Source organism: Rivibacter subsaxonicus (assembly GCF_004217215.1).
GTDB lineage: Bacteria > Pseudomonadota > Gammaproteobacteria > Burkholderiales > Burkholderiaceae_C > Rivibacter > Rivibacter subsaxonicus.
The window spans coordinates 106,733-129,256 of sequence record NZ_SHKP01000008.1 but is presented as its reverse complement, the minus strand read 5'-3'; the positions used below and the strand labels follow the sequence as shown (position 1 = coordinate 129,256).

The 22,524-nt window shown below is 69.9% G+C and carries 17 protein-coding genes and 2 riboswitches; of the genes, 11 read left to right on the top strand and 6 right to left on the bottom strand.

Going from position 1 to position 22,524, the window contains the following annotated elements:
- Positions 1-11 precede the first annotated feature (11 nt).
- Positions 12-1,661 carry an acyl-CoA synthetase gene (locus EV670_RS16250; protein WP_130434089.1) on the bottom strand — a complete coding sequence of 550 codons (1,650 nt, stop codon included), beginning with the start codon at positions 1,659-1,661 and terminating at the stop codon, positions 12-14.
- A gap of 90 nt (positions 1,662-1,751) precedes the next feature.
- A riboswitch (glycine riboswitch) is annotated at positions 1,752-1,853 on the top strand.
- 11 nt (positions 1,854-1,864) lie between these two features.
- A riboswitch (glycine riboswitch) is annotated at positions 1,865-1,977 on the top strand.
- Between the two features lie 70 nt (positions 1,978-2,047).
- Here EV670_RS16250 and gcvT point away from each other — a divergent pair.
- From gcvT to EV670_RS16210, 8 genes are all read left to right on the top strand, one after another.
- Complete coding sequence (gene gcvT / locus EV670_RS16245; RefSeq protein WP_130434087.1) at positions 2,048-3,181, top strand: glycine cleavage system aminomethyltransferase GcvT; 1,134 nt, start codon at positions 2,048-2,050, stop codon at positions 3,179-3,181.
- 36 nt (positions 3,182-3,217) lie between these two features.
- Positions 3,218-3,592 carry a glycine cleavage system protein GcvH gene (gcvH, locus tag EV670_RS16240; RefSeq protein ID WP_130434085.1) on the top strand — a complete coding sequence of 125 codons (375 nt, stop codon included), beginning with the start codon at positions 3,218-3,220 and terminating at the stop codon, positions 3,590-3,592.
- Positions 3,593-3,650: 58 nt separating this feature from the next.
- Positions 3,651-6,554 (top strand): aminomethyl-transferring glycine dehydrogenase, encoded by a 2,904-nt coding sequence (gene gcvP / locus EV670_RS16235; RefSeq protein ID WP_130434083.1) that lies wholly within the window; start codon positions 3,651-3,653, stop codon positions 6,552-6,554.
- Between the two features lie 12 nt (positions 6,555-6,566).
- On the top strand, positions 6,567-7,640 hold the full coding sequence (locus EV670_RS16230) for a threonine aldolase family protein (protein ID WP_130434081.1): 1,074 nt from the start codon (positions 6,567-6,569) through the stop codon (positions 7,638-7,640).
- Positions 7,641-7,653: 13 nt separating this feature from the next.
- The gene (locus EV670_RS16225; protein WP_130434079.1) at positions 7,654-9,045 is read left to right on the top strand and encodes an L-serine ammonia-lyase; all 1,392 of its coding nucleotides are present in this window, start codon (positions 7,654-7,656) and stop codon (positions 9,043-9,045) included.
- Positions 9,046-9,183: 138 nt separating this feature from the next.
- Positions 9,184-10,650 (top strand): TldD/PmbA family protein, encoded by a 1,467-nt coding sequence (locus tag EV670_RS16220; RefSeq protein ID WP_130434077.1) that lies wholly within the window; start codon positions 9,184-9,186, stop codon positions 10,648-10,650.
- Between the two features lie 2 nt (positions 10,651-10,652).
- Complete coding sequence (locus EV670_RS16215) at positions 10,653-12,032, top strand: TldD/PmbA family protein (RefSeq protein WP_130434075.1); 1,380 nt, start codon at positions 10,653-10,655, stop codon at positions 12,030-12,032.
- A gap of 150 nt (positions 12,033-12,182) precedes the next feature.
- Positions 12,183-12,740 (top strand): lipid-binding SYLF domain-containing protein, encoded by a 558-nt coding sequence (locus EV670_RS16210; RefSeq protein WP_130434073.1) that lies wholly within the window; start codon positions 12,183-12,185, stop codon positions 12,738-12,740.
- On the opposite strand, the gene EV670_RS16205 is transcribed toward EV670_RS16210, so the two are convergent.
- The 5 genes from EV670_RS16205 to EV670_RS16185 all read right to left on the bottom strand — a co-directional run bounded on the left by EV670_RS16205 (position 12,730) and on the right by EV670_RS16185 (position 19,699).
- Positions 12,730-13,233, bottom strand: a complete 504-nt coding sequence (locus EV670_RS16205; protein WP_130434071.1) for a hypothetical protein — start codon at positions 13,231-13,233, stop codon at positions 12,730-12,732. The two genes, EV670_RS16210 and EV670_RS16205, sit on opposite strands and share 11 nt — an antisense overlap.
- A 33-nt stretch (positions 13,234-13,266) precedes the next feature.
- Positions 13,267-16,473 carry an efflux RND transporter permease subunit gene (locus tag EV670_RS16200; protein ID WP_130434069.1) on the bottom strand — a complete coding sequence of 1,069 codons (3,207 nt, stop codon included), beginning with the start codon at positions 16,471-16,473 and terminating at the stop codon, positions 13,267-13,269.
- 143 nt (positions 16,474-16,616) lie between these two features.
- Positions 16,617-17,834, bottom strand: a complete 1,218-nt coding sequence (locus EV670_RS16195) for an efflux RND transporter periplasmic adaptor subunit (RefSeq protein WP_242617015.1) — start codon at positions 17,832-17,834, stop codon at positions 16,617-16,619.
- Between the two features lie 129 nt (positions 17,835-17,963).
- Positions 17,964-19,067: a chorismate synthase gene (gene aroC, locus EV670_RS16190; RefSeq protein WP_130434067.1), complete on the bottom strand. Its 1,104-nt coding sequence runs from the start codon at positions 19,065-19,067 to the stop codon at positions 17,964-17,966.
- Between the two features lie 158 nt (positions 19,068-19,225).
- Entirely contained in the window at positions 19,226-19,699 is a 474-nt protein-coding gene (locus EV670_RS16185; RefSeq protein ID WP_130434065.1) for a CBS domain-containing protein, read from the bottom strand.
- A 106-nt stretch (positions 19,700-19,805) separates the two neighbouring features.
- On the opposite strand from EV670_RS16185, the gene EV670_RS16180 reads away from it, so the two are divergent.
- From EV670_RS16180 to EV670_RS16170, 3 genes are all read left to right on the top strand, one after another.
- Complete coding sequence (locus EV670_RS16180; RefSeq protein ID WP_130434063.1) at positions 19,806-21,107, top strand: O-acetylhomoserine aminocarboxypropyltransferase; 1,302 nt, start codon at positions 19,806-19,808, stop codon at positions 21,105-21,107.
- Positions 21,108-21,342: 235 nt separating this feature from the next.
- The gene (locus tag EV670_RS16175) at positions 21,343-22,143 is read left to right on the top strand and encodes an alpha/beta fold hydrolase (protein ID WP_130434061.1); all 801 of its coding nucleotides are present in this window, start codon (positions 21,343-21,345) and stop codon (positions 22,141-22,143) included.
- 25 nt (positions 22,144-22,168) lie between these two features.
- Positions 22,169-22,510, top strand: coding sequence for an Mpo1-like protein (locus EV670_RS16170; RefSeq protein ID WP_130434059.1), 342 nt, complete (start codon positions 22,169-22,171; stop codon positions 22,508-22,510).
- Positions 22,511-22,524: the final 14 nt, after the last annotated feature.

Genomic DNA, 22,524 nt, shown 5'->3' with positions numbered 1-22,524 from the left:
CCGCCAACTCCTCACTCGATCGCGGCCGCCGAGCGAGCCCGCTCGCGCAGCACGAATTTCTGGATCTTGCCGGTCGCGGTCTTCGGGATCTCCTCGAAGCGGATCTCGCGCGGCAGCTTGTAGCCGGCCAGCAGACTGCGGCAATGATTGATCAGCGCCTCGGCCGTCACCTCGGAGCCGGGCTTGAGTTCGACATAGGCCAGCGGCGTCTCGCCCCACTTGGGGTCGGGCCGCGCAACCACCGCGCAGGCCAGCACGGCCGGATGGCGGTACAGCGCGTCCTCGACCTCGAGCGAGCTGATGTTCTCGCCGCCGGAGATGATCACGTCCTTGCTGCGATCGCGGATCTTGGCGTAGCGGTCCGGCTCGAGCACCGCGAGATCGCCGGTGTGGAACCAGCCACCCTCGAAGGCCTTGGCGGTCGCTGCCGGGTTCTTCAGGTAGCCCTTCATCACCAGGTTGCCGCGGAACATGATCTCGCCCATCGTCTGGCCATCGGCCGCGACCTCGGCCATCGTCTGCGGATCGAGCACCGTCATGCCCTCCTGCAGCGCGTAACGCACGCCCTGACGGCCGTTGAGCCGGGCCTGCTCGGACAGGCTCTCGCCGGCCCAGCCGGGCCGCTTGACCGCCACCGCCGCCGGACCGTAGACCTCGGTCAGGCCGTAGACATGGGTCAGGTCGAAGCCGATCTGCGCCATGCCCTCGATCATCGAAGCCGGCGGCGCGGCGCCAGCCACCATGCCGCGCACCTGCTGCGTGATGCCGGCGCGCTGCTCGGCCGGCGCGTTGATCAGCAGGTTGTGGACGATCGGCGCCGCGCAGTAGTGGTCGACGCCGTGCTCGCGCATCGCATCGAAGATCGCCCGCGGCTCGACCTTGCGCAGGCAGACATGGGTGCCGCCCAGCATGGCGACCGTCCACGGGAAGCACCAGCCGTTGCAGTGAAACATCGGCAGCGTCCAGAGGTAGCGCGGAAACGCCGGCATGGTCCAGGTTGCCGCGTTGCACACCGCGTTGAGATAGGCGCCGCGGTGGTGCGTGACCACGCCCTTCGGGTCACCGGTCGTGCCCGAGGTGTAGCTCACCGCGATCGCGTCCCATTCGTCGACCGGGCCTTCGAGCCGCGCCAGCGGCGGATGCGCCGCCAGCAGCGCCTCGTACTCGAGGCCTCCGAGCCGCTCGCCCGGGCCGGCGTACTCGCTGTCGCAGACATCGATCACGACCGGCTCGCGGCCGTGCTCCTCCTTGAGCAACCGCAGCGCCGGGCCGATCACCGGGGCGAATTCGCGATCGGTGATCAGCACCCTGGCCTCACAGTGGTTCAGCTGCCAGGCCAGTAGCGGCGCGTCGAGCCGCGTGTTCAGCGTGTTGAGCACGGCGTTGATCGCCGGCACCGCGTAATGCGCCTCGACCATCTCGGGCGTGTTCGGCAGCATCACGCTGACGGTGTCGCCGCGGCCGATGCCAAAGGCCCGCAGCGCCGCCGCCAGCCGGGCCGAGCGATCGCGCGTCTGCGCCCAGTCGTAGCGGCGGGCACCGTGGATCACCGCCGGCAGGTCGGCAAAGACCTCGGCGCTGCGCTCGACAAAGCTGGCCGGCGACAGCGCGACGAAATTGGCCGCGTTGCGTTCGAGATCACGGTCGTAGATGCTGGACATCGCTTCAGGCTCCGGCTGCATGCAACCCCGGTTGTAGCGCACGGCGCCGACGACGAACAGCGGGCCGGCCGCAGGCACGCTCGGCTACACTGGCGACCGTCAGGAGAGAGCCCGCACACCCCGGTGAACAGGGCCGCCGAAGGCGCAGGGACCCGTTCCCGAACGCTCAGGCAAAAGGACTGGCACACGCAGCCACGAGGTTGCGTTTCCTCACTGGAGAGAGGCCGCCCCCGAGGCGGTCCACCGAAGGGGCAAGCGAAGTCGGGCAGAGCCCGCCGACGCCAATCTCTCAGGTAAAGCGGACAGCGAGGGCAAAGGAGAACGGCCGGTGCAAGCATCGACCGCTCAATGACTTCCTGCCCTCCGGCCCCCGAGGCCGCGCTCGTATGTCCACCGACACCGACCTGCTGCAGACTCCGCTGCACGCCCTGCACCTCGAACTCGGCGCCCGCATGGTGCCCTTCGCCGGCTACGCGATGCCGGTGCAGTACCCGGCCGGCCTGATGGCCGAGCACCGGCACTGCCGGGCCAAGGCCGCGCTCTTCGACGTCTCGCACATGGGCCAGCTGCGCTTGCTCGGCGCCGACGCCGCCGCCGCGCTCGAGACCCTGGTGCCGGTCGACGTCATCGGCCTCGGCGCCAACAAGCAGCGCTACGCCTTCTTCACCAACGACAACGGCGGCCTGCTCGACGACCTGATGATCACGCGCCGCGGCGCCGAGCATGGCAACGACCTGTTCGTGATCGTCAACGCCGGCTGCAAGAACGCCGACATCGCTCACCTCACGGCGCAGATCGGCATGCGCTGCCAGGTGCAGCCGCTACCCGACCGGGCGCTACTGGCCCTGCAGGGCCCGCAGGCGGTGGAGGCGCTGGCACGGCTGAACCCCGAGGTGCGGGCGCTGGTGTTCATGACCGGCGGCAGCTTCAAGCTGGCCGGCAGCGACTGCTTCGTCACCCGCTCGGGCTACACCGGCGAGGACGGCTTCGAGATCTCGGTGCCGGCGGCCGATGCCGTGATGCTGGCGCGCGCGCTGCTGGCCCAGCCCGAGGTGGCACCGGCCGGCCTGGGCGCGCGCGACACCCTGCGCCTGGAAGCCGGCCTCTGCCTCTACGGCCACGACATCGACCAGACCACCACGCCGGTCGAGGCCGGCCTGACCTGGGCCATCCAGAAGGTGCGCCGTGCCGGCGGCGCGCGCGCCGGCGGCTATCCGGGGGCGGCGGTCATCGACGCCCAATTCGCCGGCGGCGCGAGCAACAAGCGGGTCGGCCTGCGCGGGCTGGAGCGCATCCCGGTGCGCGAGGGCACCGAGATCGTCGACGCCGAGGGCAATCCGCTCGGCAAGGTCTGCAGCGGCACGCTGGCGCCGACCGTCAACGAGCCGGTCGCGATGGCCTACCTGCCGATGAACTTCACCGAGCCGGGCGGCACCGTCTACGCTCTGGTGCGCGGCAAGAAGATCGCGATGCAGGTGAGTCCGATGCCGTTCGCACCGCACCGCTATTTCCGCGGCTGAATCAATCACCACCCTTCGACCCGAGGAGCTCGACCCATGACGACCATGTACACCCCCGACCACGAGTGGATCAACATCGAGGACCACGAGGCCGCCGTCGTCGGCATCACGCACCACGCGCAGGACGCGCTGGGCGACGTGGTCTTCGTCGACCTGCCCGAGGTCGGCAAGACCTACGCCAAGGGCGAAATCGCCGGCGTGGTCGAGTCGGTCAAGGCCGCGGCGGACCTCTACATGCCGGTCAGCGGCGAGGTGGTCGAGGTCAACGAGGAACTGCGCGCCGACCCCTCGCTGGCCAACAGCGACCCGCTCGGCAACGGCTGGTTCTTCAAGGTGCACATCACCAACATGGCCGAGTTCGACCAGCTGATGGATCCGCCGGCCTACGACAAGCTGCTCACGACGCTCTGATCCCCGCCTGACTCTCAATCGCGGCGGGCCTCGTGCCCGCCACCGACGACGCCCCGCCATGCTCAAGCCCGCCACCGCCCCGCTCGCCCAACTCGAGAACGCCGCCGAGTTCCTGCCCCGCCACATCGGCCCGACCGCCGAGGACGAAGCCCACATGCTGTCGGTGATCGGCGCGGCCTCGCGCGCGGCGCTGATCGACGCGCTGGTGCCGGCCAACATCCGCCGCGGCCTGCCGATGGAGTTGCCGGCGGCAGTGACCGAGGCGCAGGCGCTGGCCGAGATCAAGGCGGTGGCCTCGAAGAACCAGGTGCTCAAGAGCTTCATCGGCCAGGGCTACCACGGGACCCACGTGCCGGGCGTGATCCTGCGCAACATCCTCGAGAACCCGGCCTGGTACACCGCCTACACGCCCTACCAGGCCGAGATCTCGCAGGGCCGCATGGAGGCGCTGGTCAACTTCCAGACCATGGTCTGCGAGCTCACCGGCATGGCGATCGCCAACGCCTCGATGCTCGACGAGGCAACCGCCGCCGCGGAGGCAATGACGTTGGCAAAACGCGGCGTCAAGAGCAAGAGCAACACCCTCATCGTGGCTGGCGACTGCCACCCGCAGACCATCGAGGTGATCCGCACCCGCGCCGAGCCGCTGGGCATCGAGGTTCTGGTCGGCATGGCGCCGGATCTGATGGCGCAGCACGACTACTTTGCCGTGGTCGCCCAGTACCCCGCCACCACCGGCATGCTGCACGACATGCGGCCCTTTGCCGAGGCGGCGCATGCCAAGGGCGCGGCCTTCATCGTCGCGGCCGACCTGCTGGCGCTGACGCTGCTGGTGCCGCCCGGTGAATGGGGCGCCGACATCGTGATCGGCAACACGCAGCGCTTCGGCGTGCCGATGGCCAACGGCGGCCCGCACGCGGCCTATCTGGCCTGCAAGGACGAGTTCAAGCGCTCGATGCCGGGCCGCCTGGTCGGCGTCAGCGTCGACGCGCATGGCAACCCGGCCTACCGGCTGGCACTGCAGACGCGCGAGCAGCACATCCGGCGCGAGAAGGCCACCTCGAACATCTGCACCGCGCAGGTGCTATTGGCGGTGATGGCGAGCATGTACGCGGTCTATCACGGCCCGATCGGCCTGACCCGCATCGCGCAGCGCGTGGCCTCGTACACCGCGATCCTGCATGCCGGGCTGCAGAAGCTGGGCTTCAAGGTGCTCAACCCCAGTGCGTTCGACGCGCTGACGATCGAGGTCGGCAGCCGCGCCGACGAGATCGCCGCCAAGGCGGTGGCGGCCGGCGCCAACCTGCGCCGTGTTGCGCCGACGCTGCTCGGCGTCGCCTTCGACGAGACCACGACCCGTGCCGACATCGAGGCGATCTGGTCCTGGTTCGCACCGGCCGGTGCCACGCTGCCGGCGGTCGCCGACTTCGAAGCCGGTGTCGAGCCGCTGATCCCGCTGAGCCTGCGCCGCAGCAGCGCCTTCCTCACGCACCCGGTGTTCAACACCCGTCGCAGCGAGACCTCGATGCTGCGCTACCTGCGCGGCTTGGCCGACAAGGACCTCGCGCTCGACCGCACGATGATCCCGCTCGGTTCGTGCACGATGAAGCTCAACGCGACCAGCGAGATGATTCCCATCACCTGGCCCGAGTTCGCGAACATCCACCCCTTCGCGCCGGCCGCGCAGCGCGCCGGCTACACGCTGCTCGACCAGCAGCTGCGCGACTGGCTGTGCCAGGCGACCGGCTATGCCGGCATCAGCCTGCAGCCCAACGCCGGCTCGCAGGGCGAGTACGCCGGCCTGCTCGCGATCCGCGCCTGGCACGCCTCGCGCGGCGATGCCGGTCGCACGATCTGCCTGATCCCCGAGTCGGCCCACGGCACCAACCCGGCCTCGGCGCAGATGGCGGGGATGCAGGTCGTCGTCGTCAAGTGCAATGCCGACGGTCATGTCGACATGGCCGACCTCAAGGCCAAGTGCGAGAAGCACGCCACCGAGCTGGCCGCGATCATGATCACCTACCCCTCGACCTACGGCGTGTTCGAGACCGGCGTCAAGGAAGTCTGCGAGACGGTGCACCGCCATGGCGGCCGCGTCTACGTGGACGGCGCCAACATGAACGCGATGGTCGGCGTGGCTGCGCCCGGCGAGTTCGGCGGCGACGTCAGCCACCTGAACCTGCACAAGACCTTCTGCATCCCGCACGGCGGCGGCGGCCCGGGCGTCGGCCCGGTCTGCGTAGTGGCCGATCTGGTGCCGTTCCTGCCCAAGCACGCCAGCGGCGGCATGGACGTGGCCGCGGGCGGCGTCGGTGCCGTCAGCGCCGCGCCGCTGGGCAATGCCGCGGTGCTGCCGATCTCGTGGATGTACATCCGCATGATGGGCGCCAAGGGCCTGACCGATGCGACCGAGACCGCGATCCTCAGCGCCAATTACGTGGCGGCGCGGCTGGCCGATGCCTACGACATCCACTTCAGCAGCGAGCTGCCCGCGATCAAGGGCGGCGGCGTCGCGCACGAGTGCATCCTCGACCTGCGCCCGCTCAAGGAAAGCAGCGGCATCGGCGCCGAGGACGTCGCCAAGCGCCTGATCGACTACGGCTTCCATGCGCCGACGCTGTCGTTCCCGGTCGCCGGCACGCTGATGGTCGAGCCGACCGAGAGCGAGCCGCGCGAGGAGCTGGACCGCTTCTGCGAAGCGATGCTGGCGATCCGCGAGGAGATCCGCCAGGTCGAGTCCGGCGCCTGGCCGCGCGAGGACAACCCGTTGAAGAACGCGCCGCACACCGCCGCTGCGCTGCTCAAGGCCGACTGGCCGCATGCCTACAGCCGCGAGCAGGCGGCGTACCCTGTGGCGGCGCTCAAGGCTGCAAAGTACTGGTCGCCGGTGGGCCGGGTCGACAACGTCTACGGCGACCGCAACCTGTTTTGCAGCTGCCTGCCGGTGAGCGAGTATCAGTAAGCGAGAACCAGGATGAACAACGACGCGCCGCGCCAGCACTTCGCCAGCGACAACTACGCCGGCATGTGCCCGCAGGCGCGCCACTGGCTGCTCGAGGCCGATGCCACCGGCCACCAGCCGGCCTACGGCGACGACATCTGGACCCAGCGCGTCTCGGAAGGCCTGCGCCATCTGTTCCAGACCGACTGCGACGTCTACTTCGTCTTCAACGGTACCGCCGCCAACTCGCTGGCACTGGCCTCGATGTGCCAGAGCTACCACTCGGTGATCTGCACGCCGCAGGCCCACATCGACACCGACGAATGCGGCGGCCCGGAGTTCTTCTCCAACGGTTCCAAGCTGCTCACCACCGACCCCGCTGCGCCCGGCGCCGCGCTGGCCAAGCTCACGCCCGACGAGATCGAGCGCCTGGTCACCAAGCGCAGCGACATCCACTACCCGAAACCCAAGGTCGTCTCGATCACGCAGTCGACCGAGCTCGGCACGGTCTACTCGGTCGAGGAGGTCCGCGCGATCGCCGCGATCGCCAAGCGGCGCCAGCTCAAGGTCCACATGGACGGCGCGCGCTTTGCCAACGCGGTGGCGCACCTCGGTTGCCACCCGAGCGAGATCACCTGGCGCGCCGGGGTCGACGTGCTCTGCTTCGGCGGCACCAAGAACGGCATCCCGGTCGGCGAGGCGGTGATCTTCTTCGACCGCACGCTCAGCGAAGACTTCGCCTACCGCGTCAAGCAGGCCGGACAGCTGGCCTCGAAGATGCGATTCATCTCGGCACCCTGGGTCGGCATGCTCGAAGGCGACACCTGGCTCGCCAACGCACGCCATGCCAACGAGATGGCGCGCCGGCTCTACCACCGCATCAACAGCGTGCCCGGCGTGCGCGTGATGCACGAGCCGCAGGCCAATGCGGTCTTCGCCTACCTGCCCGAGCCGGCGATCAAGGTGCTGCAGAACGAGAAGGGCTGGAAGTTCTACGACTTCATCGCCGGCGGCGGCTGCCGGCTGATGTGCGCCTGGGACACCAAGGTCGAGTCGGTCGACGCCTTTGCCGCCGATATCGCAACGGTCTGCGCCGCCTTGCGCTGAAGAAGAAGCTTCGATGGCCGTCTCCGTCTTCGACCTCTTCAAGGTAGGCATCGGCCCCTCGAGTTCGCACACCGTGGGCCCGATGCGGGCCGCGCGGCTTTTCACCAGCCGGCTCGCCAACGAGGCACTGTTGCCGCGCACCAGCCGCGTGCTGTGCGAGCTCTACGGATCGCTGGCCGCCACCGGCAAGGGCCATGGTTCGCACGACGCGGTCCTGCTCGGCCTGGCCGGGCATGAGCCGGACACCGTCGATGTCGACGCGGTGCCGGCGTTGCTGGAGGCGATCCGCTCCGGGCGGCGCCTGCGCCTGGCCGGCGAGCACGAGATTGGCTTCGACGAGGCCACCGACCTGCTGTTCCTGCGCCGCAAGACCCTGCCCTTCCACCCCAACGGTCTGCGCTTCTGCGCCTTCGATGCGACCGGCGAACTGCTCGCCGATCGCACCTACTTCTCGGTCGGCGGCGGCTTCGTCGTCAGCGAGGAAGTGGCGGCCGATGGAAGCAAGCAGAAGGTGGTGGCGCCGGATGCTACGGTGCTGCCGCATCCCTTCCACAGCGGCGCCGAGTTGCTGACGCTGACGCAATCGCTGGGCTGCTCGATCGCCGGCGTGATGCGGCTCAACGAGCGCCACTGGCGCAGCAACGAACAGATCGACGCCGGCCTGCTCGAGATCTGGCGCGTGATGCAGGCCTGCGTGCAGCGCGGCATCCGCACCGAGGGCGTGCTGCCCGGCGGTTTCAAGGTCAAGCGGCGCGCCGCCAAGCTCTACCGCGACCTGACCGCCGACCCGCACGCCGCGCTGCGCGACCCGCTGCAGGTGCTCGACTGGGTCAACCTCTACGCGCTCGCGGTCAACGAGGAGAACGCCGCCGGCGGCCGAGTCGTCACCGCGCCGACCAATGGCGCGGCCGGCATCGTGCCGGCGGTGCTGCACTACTACACGCGCTTCGTGCCGGGCGCCTCCGACGCCGGCGTGATCGACTTCCTGCTGACGGCCGGCGCGATCGGCCTGCTCTACAAGGAGAACGCGTCGATCTCGGGCGCCGAGGTCGGCTGCCAGGGCGAGGTCGGCGTGGCCTGCTCGATGGCGGCCGGCGCGCTGTGCGCGGTGCTCGGCGGCTCGATGGCACAGGTCGAGAACGCGGCCGAGATCGGCATGGAGCACCACCTCGGCCTGACCTGCGACCCGGTCGGCGGCCTGGTGCAGATTCCCTGCATCGAGCGCAACGCGATCGCCTCGGTCAAGGCGATCAACGCCGCGCGCATGGCGCTGCGTGGCGACGGCACGCATCACGTGAGCCTCGACAAGGTGATCGCGACGATGCGCCAGACCGGTGCCGACATGCAGACCAAGTACAAGGAGACCGCGCGCGGCGGTCTGGCGGTACACATCGTCGAGTGCTGAAGACCGCGGCGCGCGAAATCCGCGAGCAAGCTCACGACGCGCTCGTTTCTGCTTGAGTCCGCGAGCGTGGATTCCACGGCCGACCGGGCAGAATCGAGACGCGGTCCACGAGACCGCTCAACCCCAATCGCAGCCACCATGCTCGACACCCTAGAACACCACGCCCGCCGCGCCGCGGGCCGCCTGCCCGCCAGCACCCGCCACTGGGCGGTACGCGGCGTACGCGAACATTCCGAACAACTCAGCGTGCGCGCCGACGTGGCCGAGGCGCCCAAGCGCTCGCAGGACGACGGCGCGATGGTCACCGTGGTCGACGGCGGCCTCGGCTATGCCGCGACCTCCGATCTTTCCGATGCCGGCCTCGCCGCCGCCTTCGAACGCGCGCATGCGCTGGCACGTGCCAGCGCCGGCCGCACCGTGATCGACTACGAGCAGATCGCGCGCGCGCCCGCCTCGGGCCGCTACGCAAGCCGCGTCGAGCGCCCGGCGTCCAGCGCCACGCTGCCCGAGAAGCTCGAGTGGCTGCGCGAGGTCTGCGCCGGCGCCGGCGGCGACGCGCGCATCGTCGACCGCCACGCGACGCTCTGGAACGTGCGCACCGAGCAGCTCTACCTGACGAGCGACGGCGCCCGCACCGAGCAGCAGTGGGAGTTCATGACGCCCTCGGTGCAGGTCACCGCCAGCGCGAGCGGCGTGACCCAGATCCGCTCCAGCGCCGGCCAGTACAACGGCTTTTGCCAGCAGGGTGGCATCGAGGTGCTCGAGCGCGCCGGCTTCCGCAGCACCGAGGGTCCGCGCGTCGCGCGCGAGGCGCTCGAGCTGATCGGCGCCGCGCCCTGCCCCAGCGGCAGGATGGACCTGCTGCTGATGCCCGACCAGATGATGCTGCAGATCCACGAGAGCATCGGCCACCCGCTGGAGCTGGACCGCATCCTCGGCGACGAACGCAACTTCGCCGGTACCAGCTTCGTCACGCTCGACATGTTCGGCCAGTACCAGTACGGCAGCGAACTGCTCAACGTCAGCTTCGATCCCGGCCATGAGCATGAATTCGCCGGTTTCGCCTTCGACGACGACGGCACCCCGGCCGAGCGCGCGCTCCTCATCGAGCGCGGGCTGCTCAGGCGTCCGCTCGGCGGCAGCCTGTCGCAGGCCCGCGCCCGCGCGCAGGGCATCGACGTCGGCGGCGTGGCGACGACCCGGTCGAGTAGCTGGAACCGCGCGCCGATCGACCGCATGAGCAACCTCAACGTCGAGCCGGGCGACAGCAGCCTGGAGCAGATGATCGCCAGCATCGAGCTCGGTGTCGTGATGCACACCAACTGTTCGTGGAGCATCGACGACTCGCGCAACAAGTTCCAGTTCGGCTGCGAGTACGCGCGCATGGTGCGCGGCGGCCGACTGGCCGAGGTGGTGCGCAACCCCAACTACCGCGGCATCAGCGCCACCTTCTGGCGCTCGCTGTCGATGGTCGGCAACGCCGGCACCGTCGACGTGATGGGCACGCCCTTCTGCGGCAAGGGCGAGCCCTCGCAGGTGATTCGCGTCGGCCATGCGTCGCCGGCGTGCAAGTTCAGCAGCATCGACGTCTTCGGCGGAGTTTGACCATGGACGCCGCCCTCAACATGAACTCCCGCTCCTACACCGAAGCGGCCCGCTTCGAGGCCCTCGCCGACGCGCTGCTGCGCACCGACCCCGCGGTCGACCGCACCAGCCTCTACCTGCGCGCCGAAGCCAGCGACTTCCTGCGCTTCAACAAGGCCGCGCTGCGCCAGGCCACCAGCGTGCAGCAGGCCTACGTGACGATCGCGGTCGAACGCGGGCTGCGCCGCGCCGAGAGCACGCTGACGCTCGGCGGCGAGCCGGCGCTCGACGCGCAACGCCTGCAGGCCGAGCGCAGCCTGCTGGTCGGCCAGCTCGACCTGATCTCCGACGACCCCTGGCTGCTGCGCCCGCAGGCCGCGACCCACAGCACGCGCGACGACCGCGGCGCCCTGCCCGAGGCGAGCCATGTGATCGCGCTGGTGCACGAGCTGGCCGGCGTGCGGCTCAAGCAGGACCTGGTCGGCTTCTATGCCGGAGGCCCGGTGGTGCATGCCTTTGCCGACAGCTTGGGCTCGCGCCACTGGCACCGCGTCGAGAGCTTCCACTTCGACTGGTGCCTGTACCACCGCGCCGACAAGGCGGTGAAGACCGCCTACGCCGGCACGCGCTGGGACGACACCGCCTTCGCCGCCCGGCTCGACGAGGCCGCGCGGCGCGTGCCGCTGCTCGAACGCGATGCCCACACGCTGCAGCCCGGTGCCTACCGCGCCGCCTTCTCGCCGAGCGCGATGGTCGAGCTGCTCGGCACGCTGGGCTGGAGCGGCTTCTCGCTCAAGTCGCGCCGCACCGGCGTCAGCTCGCTGATGCGCCTGGAGCGCGGCGAGGCCGCCTTCGACGCCCGCATCAATCTCGACGAGGCCATCGCCGACGGCACCGCACCCTGCTTCACCGCCGAAGGCTTCGTGCGGCCCGGGCGGGTGGCGCTGGTCGAGTCCGGCAGGTTGCCGGCTGGCGGCGGCACGCTCAACTCGCCGCGCTCGGCGGCCGAGTACGGCGTGGCCGCCAACGGCGCCGGCGCGCAGGAGTCGCCCGAGGCGCTGCGCCTGGGCGCAGGAACCGTCCCGCACGGCGATCTGCTGAAGGCGCTCGACACCGGCCTGTTCGTCTCCAACCTCTGGTACCTGAACTACAGCGACCGCCAGGCCTGCCGCATGACCGGCATGACGCGCTACGCCTGCTTCTGGGTCGAGCGCGGCGAACTGGTGGCGCCGGTCAACGTGATGCGCTTCGACGACGATGCGCTGCGGCTGTTCGGAAGCGGCCTGGTCGGACTGACCGATGCACCCGAGTTCACGCCAAACAGCGACACCTACGGCTGCCGCCAGCTCGGCTCGGTGACCACGCCTGCGGCGCTGGTCGAGGGCTTCAGGCTGACGCTCTAGGGGCCCGCTAACGCTATCAGGGGGGCTCGCGCCCGGCCGGCGCGGCCGCCTCGCGAGCAGAATCCGGATCCGAACGCGCCCGCGTTCCGAGGTTCGCAAACGGGCCGCCGGTCCGGTTTGGCGTGCTTCGCACGGTCGAAGGATCGCCCTATGAAGCTCCTGCTCCGCTGCTGCAGCCCGGCCCTGTGGCTGGCCGCCTGCCTGGCTTTGCTTGCCCCACTCCCGGCGGCCGCCGCCAGTGCCGCCGAACTGGAGAGCGAGGCCAAGGCTGCGCTCGACCGGCTCTATGCCCAGAACCCGGGCGCACGTTCGCTCGGCAAGGACGCGGTGGGCGTGCTGGTGTTTCCCGGGATCGTGAAGGCCGGCCTCGGGGTGGGCGGGCAGTTCGGCGAAGGCGTGCTGTACCGGGGCGGGAAGGCAGCAGGCTACTACAACACTGCCGGCGCCTCGGTCGGGCTGCAGGCCGGTGCGCAGAAGTACGGCTATGCGATCTTCTTCCTCAGCGAGGACACGCTCAAGTACCTCGACAAGTCCGAGGGCTTCGAAGTAGGCGTCGGACCCTCGCTGGTGGTGGCCGATGAGAGCTTCGCCAAGTCGACCACGACGACCACCGCCAAGGACAAGATCTACGCCTTCATCTTCGACCAGAAGGGCGCGATGGCCGCGCTCGGCATCCAGGGCAACAAGATCACGAAGATCAAGAAGTGAGGTCGGAGGAGCCGCGCCCGGCGCCGGCCTTGGCCCGCCCGGTCGCGCTCAGCGCCCGCTTCGGGTCGCGCTTCATCTGCCCGATCTGGTCGGCCCGCCTGAAGCGCAGCGCCGACCAGTCCTCGTCGATCGCCACCATCCGCACCGGCTCGAAGCCGAGCGCGCCGAGCGCGCCGAGCGCGGCCCAGCCGGTGTCCCGGTTGAACTCGCAGCGATAGCGCTTGGACGTGCTCTTGGGGTAGGCGAACCACAGCACCATGTCGCCGATGCCGGCCGCGACCAGCGCCGGTGCCGCCTGCTCGACCTGTGCCAGCGTCGTGACGAAGGCCAGCGCGAAGTCGAGCTTGGGACTCGAGGGCACGCGCCGGCGCAGCTTCAGCGCCGGCCGCGCTGCGAGCAGCGCGTCGATCTCCGGCTCGAAACTCGGTGGCGCGTCGAGCACCAGTGCGCGCGTGGCCTCACCCAGGTTGAGCTTGGTGAACAGCGGCGTCATGCCCCGGAGTTTCGGCTCCGGGGCGCCACTTTGCTACTCGGCAATCGCCGGAGTCCCGGGCTGCGCGCTGCCGCCCTGCGTGCCGAACTGCGATTCGGCGGCCAGCCTGGGCTTCTTCTCGCGCACTAGGTACGAGTAGATCACCGGCACCACCACCAGCGTCAGCAGGGTCGAGGTCAGCACGCCGCCAATGATTGCGCGGCCCATCGGCGCCTGGATCTCGCCGCCCTCGTTGAGCGCCATCGCCAGCGGCAGCATGCCGAAGATCATGGCCGAGGTCGTCATCAGGATCGGCCGCATCCGCACCATTCCCGCCTCGAGCAGCGCCTCGGGCACGCTGGCACCGCGCGCTCGCGCATGGTTGGCGAAGTCGACCAGCAGGATCGCGTTCTTGGTCACCAGGCCCATCAGCATCACCAGCCCGATCATCGAGAACAGGTTCAGCGTACTGCCGGTCACCAGCAGCGCCAGCATCACGCCGATCAGCGCCAGTGGCAGCGAGGCCATGATCGCGATCGGCTGGATGAAGCTGCCGAACTGCGAGGCCAGCACGATGTAGATGAAGATCACCGACAGGCCAAGCGCGGCCAGCATGCCGCTGAAGGCCTCGGCCTGCTCCTTGGTCTGGCCGCCGACGTCGAAGCGATAGCCCGGCGGCAGCGTGGTCGCCTTGACCAGCTTCTGCACGTCGGCGCCGACGTCGCCCGAGGGCCGGCCCTGGGCCCCGGCATAGATCGCCTGGCGCCGCTGCAGGTCCTGGCGCTTGATGACCTCGGGATTGAAGACCTCGCGGATCTCGGCCACGCGGCCGAGCGCGATCGGCGTGCCGTCCTTCGAGTAGGCCACCGGCAATTGCTCGAGCTGCGCGATGTTCTGACGCGATTCGCGCGGCAGGCGCAGTTCGACCTCGACCTGCTCGCCATCGGGCGCGGTCCAGTAGGTCGCGACATCGCCGTTGACGAAGGCGCGCAGGCTGCCGGCGAGCTGCTGCGGCGTCAGGCCCAGTTCACGCACCGCGTCGTGCTTGAGCCGGACCGCGTAGGCGGGCAGGCCGGGCGTGACCGAGGTCTCGACGTCGGCGATGCCGGGCACCTTCTTGACCTTCTCGGCCAGCTTGAGCACCTCGGCCTCGAGCACCTGCGGGTCCGGGCCGAGTAGCGCGATGTAGATCGGGCGCTGGCCGAGCGAGATGTCGATGCCGGGGATCGGGCGCAGCGCCTCGCGGATCGCGCCCTCGATCTCCTTCTGGCTGCGCTTGCGCTCGGCACGCGGGACCAGCTGGACGCCCATCTCCGAAGCGTTGCGGCTGCCGCTCCAGGGGTTGCCGACGGTGGCCGAGAGGTTCTTGACCTCCTTGAACTCACGCACCACCGCCTCGACCTGGGCGATCTTGTCGCTGGCCCGCTCCAGGCTCACGCCCACCGGCAGCTTGACGTTGAGCTGGATGTAGCCCTGGTCGGTCTCGGGGATGAACTCGCTGCCCACCACCGGCGCCAGTGCGATCGCGCCGACGAAGCTGAGCGCGCCGACCCACAGCACGATGCCGCGCGGCGAGAGCGTGGCGATGCGCGGTCGCAGCGCGCGCCAGTCGCGGGTCTTGAGCGCCGTCCACACCGGCACCGAAGGCAGCCACACGCGATAGCGGCTGCCACTGAAGATCCAGTGGATCAGGCGCTCGTAGATGCGATGGAAGACGTCCATCACGCGGTCGGTACCGCGCATCAGCGAGCCGATCACCGGCATCTTGAGGAGCTTGTCCGTCGGCGGATCCTTCCAGATGCTCGAGAGCATCGGGTCGAGCGTGAAGCTGACGAACAGGCTCACCAGCACCGCCACCGCGACCGTGATGCCGAAGGGGAAGAAGAACTTGCCGACGATGCCCTTCATGAAGGCCACCGGAACGAACACCGCGCAGATCGCGAAGGTCGTGGCCATCACCGCGACGCCGATCTCGTCGGTGCCCTTCATCGCCGCGACCTTGTGGCTCTCGCCCAGGTGCACGTGGCGCACGATGTTCTCGCGCACCACGATCGCGTCGTCGATCAGCAGGCCGATGCACAGCGACAGCGCCATCAGCGTCATGAAGTTCAGCGTGAAGCCGAAGGCGTAGACCGCGATGAACGAGGCGATCACCGCGATCGGCAGCGTCAGGCCGGTGATCACGGTGCTGCGCCAGCTGTGCAGGAACAGGAAAACGATCGCGATCGTCAGCAGCGCGCCCTCGACCAGCGTGCGCTTGACGCCGTCGAGCGACTGCTTGACCCACTCGCTGTCGGCGTAGACCAGCTTGAACTCGACGCCGGGCGGCATCGACTTGCGCAGTTCCTCGGCCGCTTCCTTGATGCCCTCGCCGGTCTCGACGATGTTGGCGTCCTGTTGCTTGAAGACGTTGAAGTTGATCGCCGGCACGCCGTTCTGGCGCGCCAGCGTGGTCGGCTCGCGCTCGCGCTCGACCAGCGTGCCGAGGTCGCCGAGCTGCACCACTGTGCCGCCACGCGTCGAGATCACGGTCTCGGCGAAGGCCCGGGCGTCGCGCACCTTGCCCTCGACGCGCACGATCGCCTCCGACTGCGCACCCTGCAGCAGGCCGACCGGCACGTCGGTGTTGGCGCGCTGCAGCGCGGCCGCGACATCGGCCGGCGTGAGCTGGTGGGCGCGCAGGCGCTGCGGATCGAGGTCGATGCGGATCTGGCGCTCGGTGATCCCGCCGACGTCGACCCGCGCCACGCCACCGACACGCTCGAGGCGCTTGCGCACCACCTGGTCGGCCAGCAACGAGAGCTCGCGCGCGCTGCGGTCGGGACCGGTCAGCGCGAGATAGGCCACCGGCTGCGCGTTGTCGCCGTCGAAGCGGTTGACGAGCGGCGCCTTGACGTCGGTCGGAAAGCCCGGCTGCAGCACGGCGATCTTGTCGCGCACTTCCTGCACGGCGCGATCCATGTCGGCGTCGAGCTTGAACTCGACGACCGTCTCGGTGCGGCCCTCGAGGCTGTTGCTGCGGATCATCTTGACGCCGGCGATGCCGTTCAGCGCCAGCTCGATCGGCCGCGTCAGCTCGGTCTCGACGGCTTCCGGCGAGGCGCCGGGGTACTGCACGCTGACGAAGACGATCGGCGGCGCGATGTCGGGCAACCGCTCGACGCGCAACTGGGCGTAGGAGAACAGCCCGAGCACGCACAGCGCGATCATCATCATCGCGGCGAACACGGGGTTGTTGATCGAGACGCGGGTCATCCACATGGTGTGGGTCCTTCGCAGCATTCGACCGACGCCTGGGCGCCGGTCGCAGGTGAGGCACGGTCGCGCTCGTGGCGCGCCGCACGGGTCAATTCATTCTTCGCGTCGGCAACCGGCTCCTCGCCGATCGCCGGGTGCGCTCGGGTTCAGGACGCCGGCCGTGGCGCCGACGCGGAGGCAGCAGGGGCGCCCGGGTTCGCCGCCGAGCCGGCAATCGTCGCCTGCGCGCCCTCCTTCAGGTTGTCGAAGCGGGCCGCCAGCACCGGCGCCTTCGCATCGAGCCCCTTGAGCACCTCGACGCGACCGCCGGCCACGTCCTTGCGGCCGGTGACGATCACGCGTCGGACCAGCGCGCCGTTCTCGACCGTCCAGACGAAGTCCTGGCCCGAGGCCTGGCCGACAGCCGTGATCGGCACCGTCAGGCGCTCGGTGGCATCGGCCAGCTTCACCTCGCCGGTCGCATACTGGCCGGCACGCAGCTTCTCGTCGCGATTGGCGAGCGCGACGACGACGCCGATCGCGCGCGTGCCGGCCTCGGCCGCCGGTGCGATGCGGTCGATCTTGCCCTTGACCGGCTCGGCCATGCCTTCGACCTGCAGCACCACCGCCTGGCCCGGCTTGAGCAGCCCGACCTCGTGGGTGCTGACGGTACCGGCCAGTTCCAGCGTGGCGAGATCGACGATGGTCAGCAACGGCTGCTCGGCTGCGAGCTTCTCGCCAGGCACTGCGTGACGCTTGCCGACGATACCGTCGATCGGCGCCACCAGCGCCGCCTCGCGCAGCCCGATGCGGGTCGTGTCGAGCTGGGCCTGGGCCGACTTCAGCAGCGCCCGCGCCGCCTCGAGCTTGGCGTTCGAAGCCTGCAGCGCGGTCGGCGAGATGAAGTTCTGCGCCGCCAGGCGCTGGTTGGAGTCATGCAGGCGCTCGGCCTCGAACAGCGTCGCCTGGGCCGACTCCAGCATCGCGCTGCGCTCGCTGACGCGGGCCTGCAGGTCGGCCAGGTCGATGCGGCCGAGCGACTGGCCGGCGCGAACCCGGCTGCCCTCGGCGACGCTCAAGTCGAGCAGCGTGCCGGCCGCCTTGGCCCGCACGATCGCCGTGCGCGGCGCGACCAGCGGCCCCGAGAACTCGATGCGCTGCGGCATCGCCTCGCGCAGCGGCCAGGCCACCTCGCCGCTGTTGAACTGCAGCGCCGGCGCTGCCTCCTTGCCCTTGCCGTCGCCCGCGGCCGGGCTCTTGCGCGAGGCCATCACATAACCACCGGCGGCGACCGCGCCGATCAAGAGCACGGCGGCGCCGGCCAGGATCAGGCGCTTGCGACGCGGTGAGCGGCTTACTTCCAGGAGGGGGGTGTCTGCTTGCATGGGCCGCGAGTGTAGGGCTGGGGGTGTGACGGGTTCCCTCGGATGCGACGAAGCGCAGGCCGGAGGAGGCAGGCTGCGCCGGTGGCCGACGAGCGGGCGCCGGCGCCGACGAAGCGCAGCCGTCGGGATTCAGGCGGCGGCGCTGGCCGCGATGGCAGGCATGCTGACACGAACATCGGCGCACTGGGCACGGTGGCGCAGCGCATGGTCGATCAGCACCAGCGCCAGCAGCGCCTCGGCGATCGGCGTCGCGCGGATGCCAACGCAGGGATCATGGCGGCCGTGGGTCTCGACCTGTACCGGCCGGCCTTCGAGATCGATGGAGTCGCGCGGGATGCGGATCGAGCTGGTCGGCTTGATCGCGATCGAGACGCGGATGTCCTGGCCGGTGCTGATGCCGCCCAGCACCCCACCGGCATGGTTGGTCCTGAAGCCCTGCGGCGTCAGCTCGTCGCCATGCACGCTGCCGGGCTGCGCGACGCTGGCGAATCCGGCGCCGATCTCGACGCCCTTGACCGCGTTGAGGCCCATCATCGCGTGGGCGATGTCGGCGTCGAGCTTGTCGTAGATCGGCTCGCCCCAGCCCACCGGCACGCCGCTGGCCTCGACCACGATGCGCGCGCCGACCGAGTCACCGGCCTTGCGCAGCGCGTCCATCTGGGCCTCCAGCGCGTCGATCTGACTCGTGTTCGGGGCGAAGAAGGGGTTCTGCGCCACATGCTGCCAGCCCTCGAAGGCGATCTCGGTGGCGCCGAGTGCGGCCATGCCGCCACGCAGGGCGATGCCATGCTGCTCGTGCAGCCACTTGCGCGCCACGGCGCCGGCCGCCACCACCGGCGCGGTCAGCCGCGCCGAGCTGCGGCCACCGCCGCGCGGGTCGCGCAGCCCGTACTTGTGGTGGTAGGTGTAGTCGGCGTGGCCGGGACGGAAGGTGTCGAGCAGGTTGCCGTAGTCCTTGCTGCGCTGGTCGGTGTTGCGAATCAGCAGGGCAATCGGCGTGCCGGTGGTGCGGCCCTCGAAGACGCCGGAGAGGATCTCGACCTGGTCGGCCTCCTGGCGCTGCGTCACGTGGCGCGAGGTGCCGGGGCGGCGGCGGTCGAGCTCGGGCTGGATGTCGGCCTGCGACAGCAGCATGCCGGGCGGGCAGCCGTCGATCACGCAGCCGATCGCCGGACCATGGGACTCACCGAAGGTCGTGATGCGAAAGAGATGGCCGAGGGTGTTGCCGGACATGAGCGTGCGATGCAGGAGGACGACCGCGATTGTCGCCGACCTCCCGCCCCGCGCGGCCGCAGATGCCGCGGCGCTCGTGCCGACCCGTGCAGATCGTCAGAACTGGCACGCCGGCCCGGCCTCCGCGGCCGGATCGTCGCCAGCGGCGGCGCGCCGGTTCAGCGTTGCGGCTGCTGCTCGGCCGGCGCCGCGTCCTCGACCGGCCAGTCGCGGATGTAGGCCTTGAGCATGCGGTTCTCGAAGTCCTGGCTGTCGACCACCGCCTTGGCAACGTCGTAGAAGGAGATCACGCCGAGCAGCGTGCCGCTGTTCATCACCGGCATGTAGCGCGCATGGCGGCCGAGCATCATGCGGCGCACCTCGTCGATCTCGGCCTCGGGCGTGCAGGTCAGCGGGTGGTCGTCCATCACGCTGCGCACCAGGCTCGCGCCGACGCTGCCGCCGCCCTTGACCACCGCCGCGATGACCTCGCGGAAGGTGAGGATGCCGACGAGGTCGCCATGCTCCATCACGACCAGCGAGCCGATGTCGAACTCGGCCATCGTGATCAGGGCCTCGGCGAGAGGCTGGTCGGGCACGACGGTGTAGAGCGTGCCGGCGCCCTTGCTACGCAGGATGTCACTGACTTTCATGGCCGGCTCCTAGAGAAACTGAAGGCCAATATAGCCCACAATGCCGCGCAATCGCATCGGGCCCGGACCTCTGCCGGCCGTCGCGAAACCCCTAGAGGAGAGCCCGATGCCCGGAGCATCTGATCCCGGTTTCGACACCCTCGCGCTGCATGCCGGCGCCGCCCCCGACCCGGCCACCGGCGCGCGCGTGACGCCGCTGCACCTGAGCACCTCCTTCGTCTTCGAGAGCAGCGAGCAGGCCGCCTCGCTGTTCAACCTCGAGCGGCCCGGCCATGTCTACAGCCGCATCAGCAACCCGACCAACGCGGTCTTCGAGGAACGCATGGCCGCGCTCGATGGCGGCGTCGGCGCCATCGCCACCGCCAGCGGCCAGGCCGCGTTGCATCTGGCGATCAGCACGCTGCTCGGCGCCGGCAGCCACATCGTGGCCAGTTCGGCGCTGTACGGCGGCTCGCACAACCTGCTGGCCTACACGCTGCCACGCTTCGGCATCGAGACGACCTTCGTCAAGCCGCGCGACATCGACGGCTGGCGCGCCGCGATCCGGCCCAACACCCGGCTGCTGTTCGGCGAGGTGCTCGGCAACCCCGGCCTCGACGTGCTCGACATCCCGCGCGTCAGCGCCATCGCGCACGAGGCCGGCCTGCCGCTGCTGGTCGACGCCACCTTCACCACTCCCTGGCTGCTGCGGCCGATCGAGCATGGCGCCGACATCGTCTTCCACTCGGCCACCAAGTTCCTCTGTGGCCACGGCACCGTGGTCGGCGGCGTGCTGGTCGACGGCGGCCGCTTCGACTGGGAACTCTCGGCGCGCTTTCCCGAGCTGACCGAGCCCTACGAGGGCTTCCACGGCATGGTCTTCAGCGAGGAAAGCAGCGACGGCGCCTTCCTGCTGCGCGCACGGCGCGAGGGGCTGCGCGACTTCGGTGCCTGCATGAGCCCGCACACCGCGTGGCTGATGCTGCAGGGGTTGGAGACGCTGCCGCTGCGCATGGCACGCCATGTGGAGAACACGCGCAAGGTGGTCGAGTTCCTCGCTGCGCAGCCGATGGTGGCGGCAGTCGGCTACCCCGAACTGGAGTCGCACCCGGACCACGCGCTGGCGCGCCAGCTGCTGCCGCGCGGCGCCGGGGCGGTGTTCAGCTTCGAGCTGAAGGGCTCGCGCCGCCAGGGCGAGGCCTTTGTCGAGGCGCTGAAGATCTTCTCGCACCTGGCCAACGTCGGCGACTGTCGCTCGCTGGTGATCCACCCGGCCTCGACCACGCACTTCCGCATGGACGAGGCAGCGCTGCGCGCGGCCGGCATCGGGCCGGGGTCGATCCGGCTGTCCATCGGGCTCGAGGATCCGGCGGACCTGATCGACGACCTGAAGCGGGCGCTGAAGGTGGCCGAGAAGGCGGTGCCATGAAGGCCGAGCGCCGGGCCGCGCCCAAGCCGGCCGCAGCCAGCCGCGAGACGCGCCTGGCGCTCGTGGCGTCCAAGTCGGCGCAGGCCGGCTTGGAGCCGCGCCACTCGCTCCCCTCGGGGGCTGAGCCCGGACATGGACAGTCCTGTGGACTGTTCATGCCTGGCGAAGGGCTGGGCCTCCCGGCCCAGCGCGGTCTGCAAGACCGGCCGACGTACTCGTCGGACGAGGGGTTGTCATGAATTTGATCGTCGACGGCCACGAGGCCTACGCCTACACCGGCGGCAAACCCTTCGACCCGGCCCTGCCCTGCGTGGTCTTCATCCACGGCGCGCTCAACGACCACGGCGTCTGGAACCTGCTGGCGCGCTGGTTCGCCCACCATGGCCGCTCGGTGCTGGCGGTCGACCTGCCCGGCCACATGCGCAGCGCCGGCCCGCCGCTGGCCGATGTCGAGGCCGCGGCCGACTGGGTGCTGGCGCTGCTCGATGCCGCCGGCGTGCAGCGCGCCGCGCTGGCCGGCCACAGCATGGGTTCGCTGATCGCGCTGGAGGCCGCCGGCCGCGCCCCCGAGCGCATCACCCACCTCGCGATGCTCGGCACCGCCTACCCGATGACGGTCTCGGCCGCGCTGCTCGAGACCGCGCTCGTCGAACCGTCGCGGGCGATCGAGATGACGGTCCAGTTCAGCTTCTCGACGCTGGCGCCCAAGCCGGGCTTTCCCGGCCCCGGCAACTGGTTGCGCGGTGGCAGCCGGGCACTGATGCACCAGGTGCTGGCACGCCAGGATGACCCGACCCTCTTTCACCACGACTTCTCGGTCTGCGACCGCTACGCCGGCGGGCTCGAGGCCGCGAGCCGCGTGCGCTGCCCGGCCACGTTCATCCTCGGCGAGCGCGACCAGATGACATCGCCCAAGGCCACGGCCGAACTGGCGCAGGCACTCAAGGCGCGGGTGCTGATGGTGCCGGCAGGGCATCAACTGATGGCCGAGGCGCCCGAGCCCGTATTGAATGCGATGCGAAGCGCATTAAGCTGATCCAGGCCGCTTTTTCACGATTGCCATGAACACCATCGCCGACACCTCCGCCGCCAAGCCCGACCCCCGCGCCATGCGCAGCTTCGCCGAGTTCTATCCCTTCTATCTGAGCGAGCACAGCAACCGCACCTGCCGCCGGCTGCACTTCGTCGGCTCGACGCTGACCCTGGTCTGCCTGGCGATGCTGGTAGCCACCGGCCGGCCGCAGTACTTCCTCTACGCCCTGCTCTGCGGCTACGGCTTTGCCTGGATCGGACACTTCGGCTTCGAGAAGAACAAGCCGGCCTCCTTCAAGCGCCCGCTGTGGAGCTTCATGGGCGACTGGGTGATGTACAAGGACATCTGGACCGGCAAGATCCGGTTCTGAGCCCCTCACCCGAA

What these genes read in the sequence shown, in the direction of transcription:
- aroC (WP_130434067.1), bottom strand. Translation starts at nt 19,067, where the DNA reads ATGTCCGGCAACACCCTCGGCCATCTCTTTCGCATCACGACCTTCGGT.
- gcvP (WP_130434083.1), top strand. Translation starts at nt 3,651, where the DNA reads ATGCTCAAGCCCGCCACCGCCCCGCTCGCCCAACTCGAGAACGCCGCC.
- EV670_RS16250 (WP_130434089.1), bottom strand. Translation starts at nt 1,661, where the DNA reads ATGTCCAGCATCTACGACCGTGATCTCGAACGCAACGCGGCCAATTTC.
- EV670_RS16175 (WP_130434061.1), top strand. Translation starts at nt 21,343, where the DNA reads ATGAATTTGATCGTCGACGGCCACGAGGCCTACGCCTACACCGGCGGC.
- EV670_RS16200 (WP_130434069.1), bottom strand. Translation starts at nt 16,473, where the DNA reads ATGTGGATGACCCGCGTCTCGATCAACAACCCCGTGTTCGCCGCGATG.
- EV670_RS16210 (WP_130434073.1), top strand. Translation starts at nt 12,183, where the DNA reads ATGAAGCTCCTGCTCCGCTGCTGCAGCCCGGCCCTGTGGCTGGCCGCC.
- EV670_RS16225 (WP_130434079.1), top strand. Translation starts at nt 7,654, where the DNA reads ATGGCCGTCTCCGTCTTCGACCTCTTCAAGGTAGGCATCGGCCCCTCG.
- EV670_RS16180 (WP_130434063.1), top strand. Translation starts at nt 19,806, where the DNA reads ATGCCCGGAGCATCTGATCCCGGTTTCGACACCCTCGCGCTGCATGCC.
- gcvT (WP_130434087.1), top strand. Translation starts at nt 2,048, where the DNA reads ATGTCCACCGACACCGACCTGCTGCAGACTCCGCTGCACGCCCTGCAC.
- EV670_RS16195 (WP_242617015.1), bottom strand. Translation starts at nt 17,834, where the DNA reads ATGCAAGCAGACACCCCCCTCCTGGAAGTAAGCCGCTCACCGCGTCGC.
- gcvH (WP_130434085.1), top strand. Translation starts at nt 3,218, where the DNA reads ATGACGACCATGTACACCCCCGACCACGAGTGGATCAACATCGAGGAC.
- EV670_RS16215 (WP_130434075.1), top strand. Translation starts at nt 10,653, where the DNA reads ATGGACGCCGCCCTCAACATGAACTCCCGCTCCTACACCGAAGCGGCC.
- EV670_RS16220 (WP_130434077.1), top strand. Translation starts at nt 9,184, where the DNA reads ATGCTCGACACCCTAGAACACCACGCCCGCCGCGCCGCGGGCCGCCTG.
- EV670_RS16185 (WP_130434065.1), bottom strand. Translation starts at nt 19,699, where the DNA reads ATGAAAGTCAGTGACATCCTGCGTAGCAAGGGCGCCGGCACGCTCTAC.
- EV670_RS16230 (WP_130434081.1), top strand. Translation starts at nt 6,567, where the DNA reads ATGAACAACGACGCGCCGCGCCAGCACTTCGCCAGCGACAACTACGCC.
- EV670_RS16205 (WP_130434071.1), bottom strand. Translation starts at nt 13,233, where the DNA reads ATGACGCCGCTGTTCACCAAGCTCAACCTGGGTGAGGCCACGCGCGCA.
- EV670_RS16170 (WP_130434059.1), top strand. Translation starts at nt 22,169, where the DNA reads ATGAACACCATCGCCGACACCTCCGCCGCCAAGCCCGACCCCCGCGCC.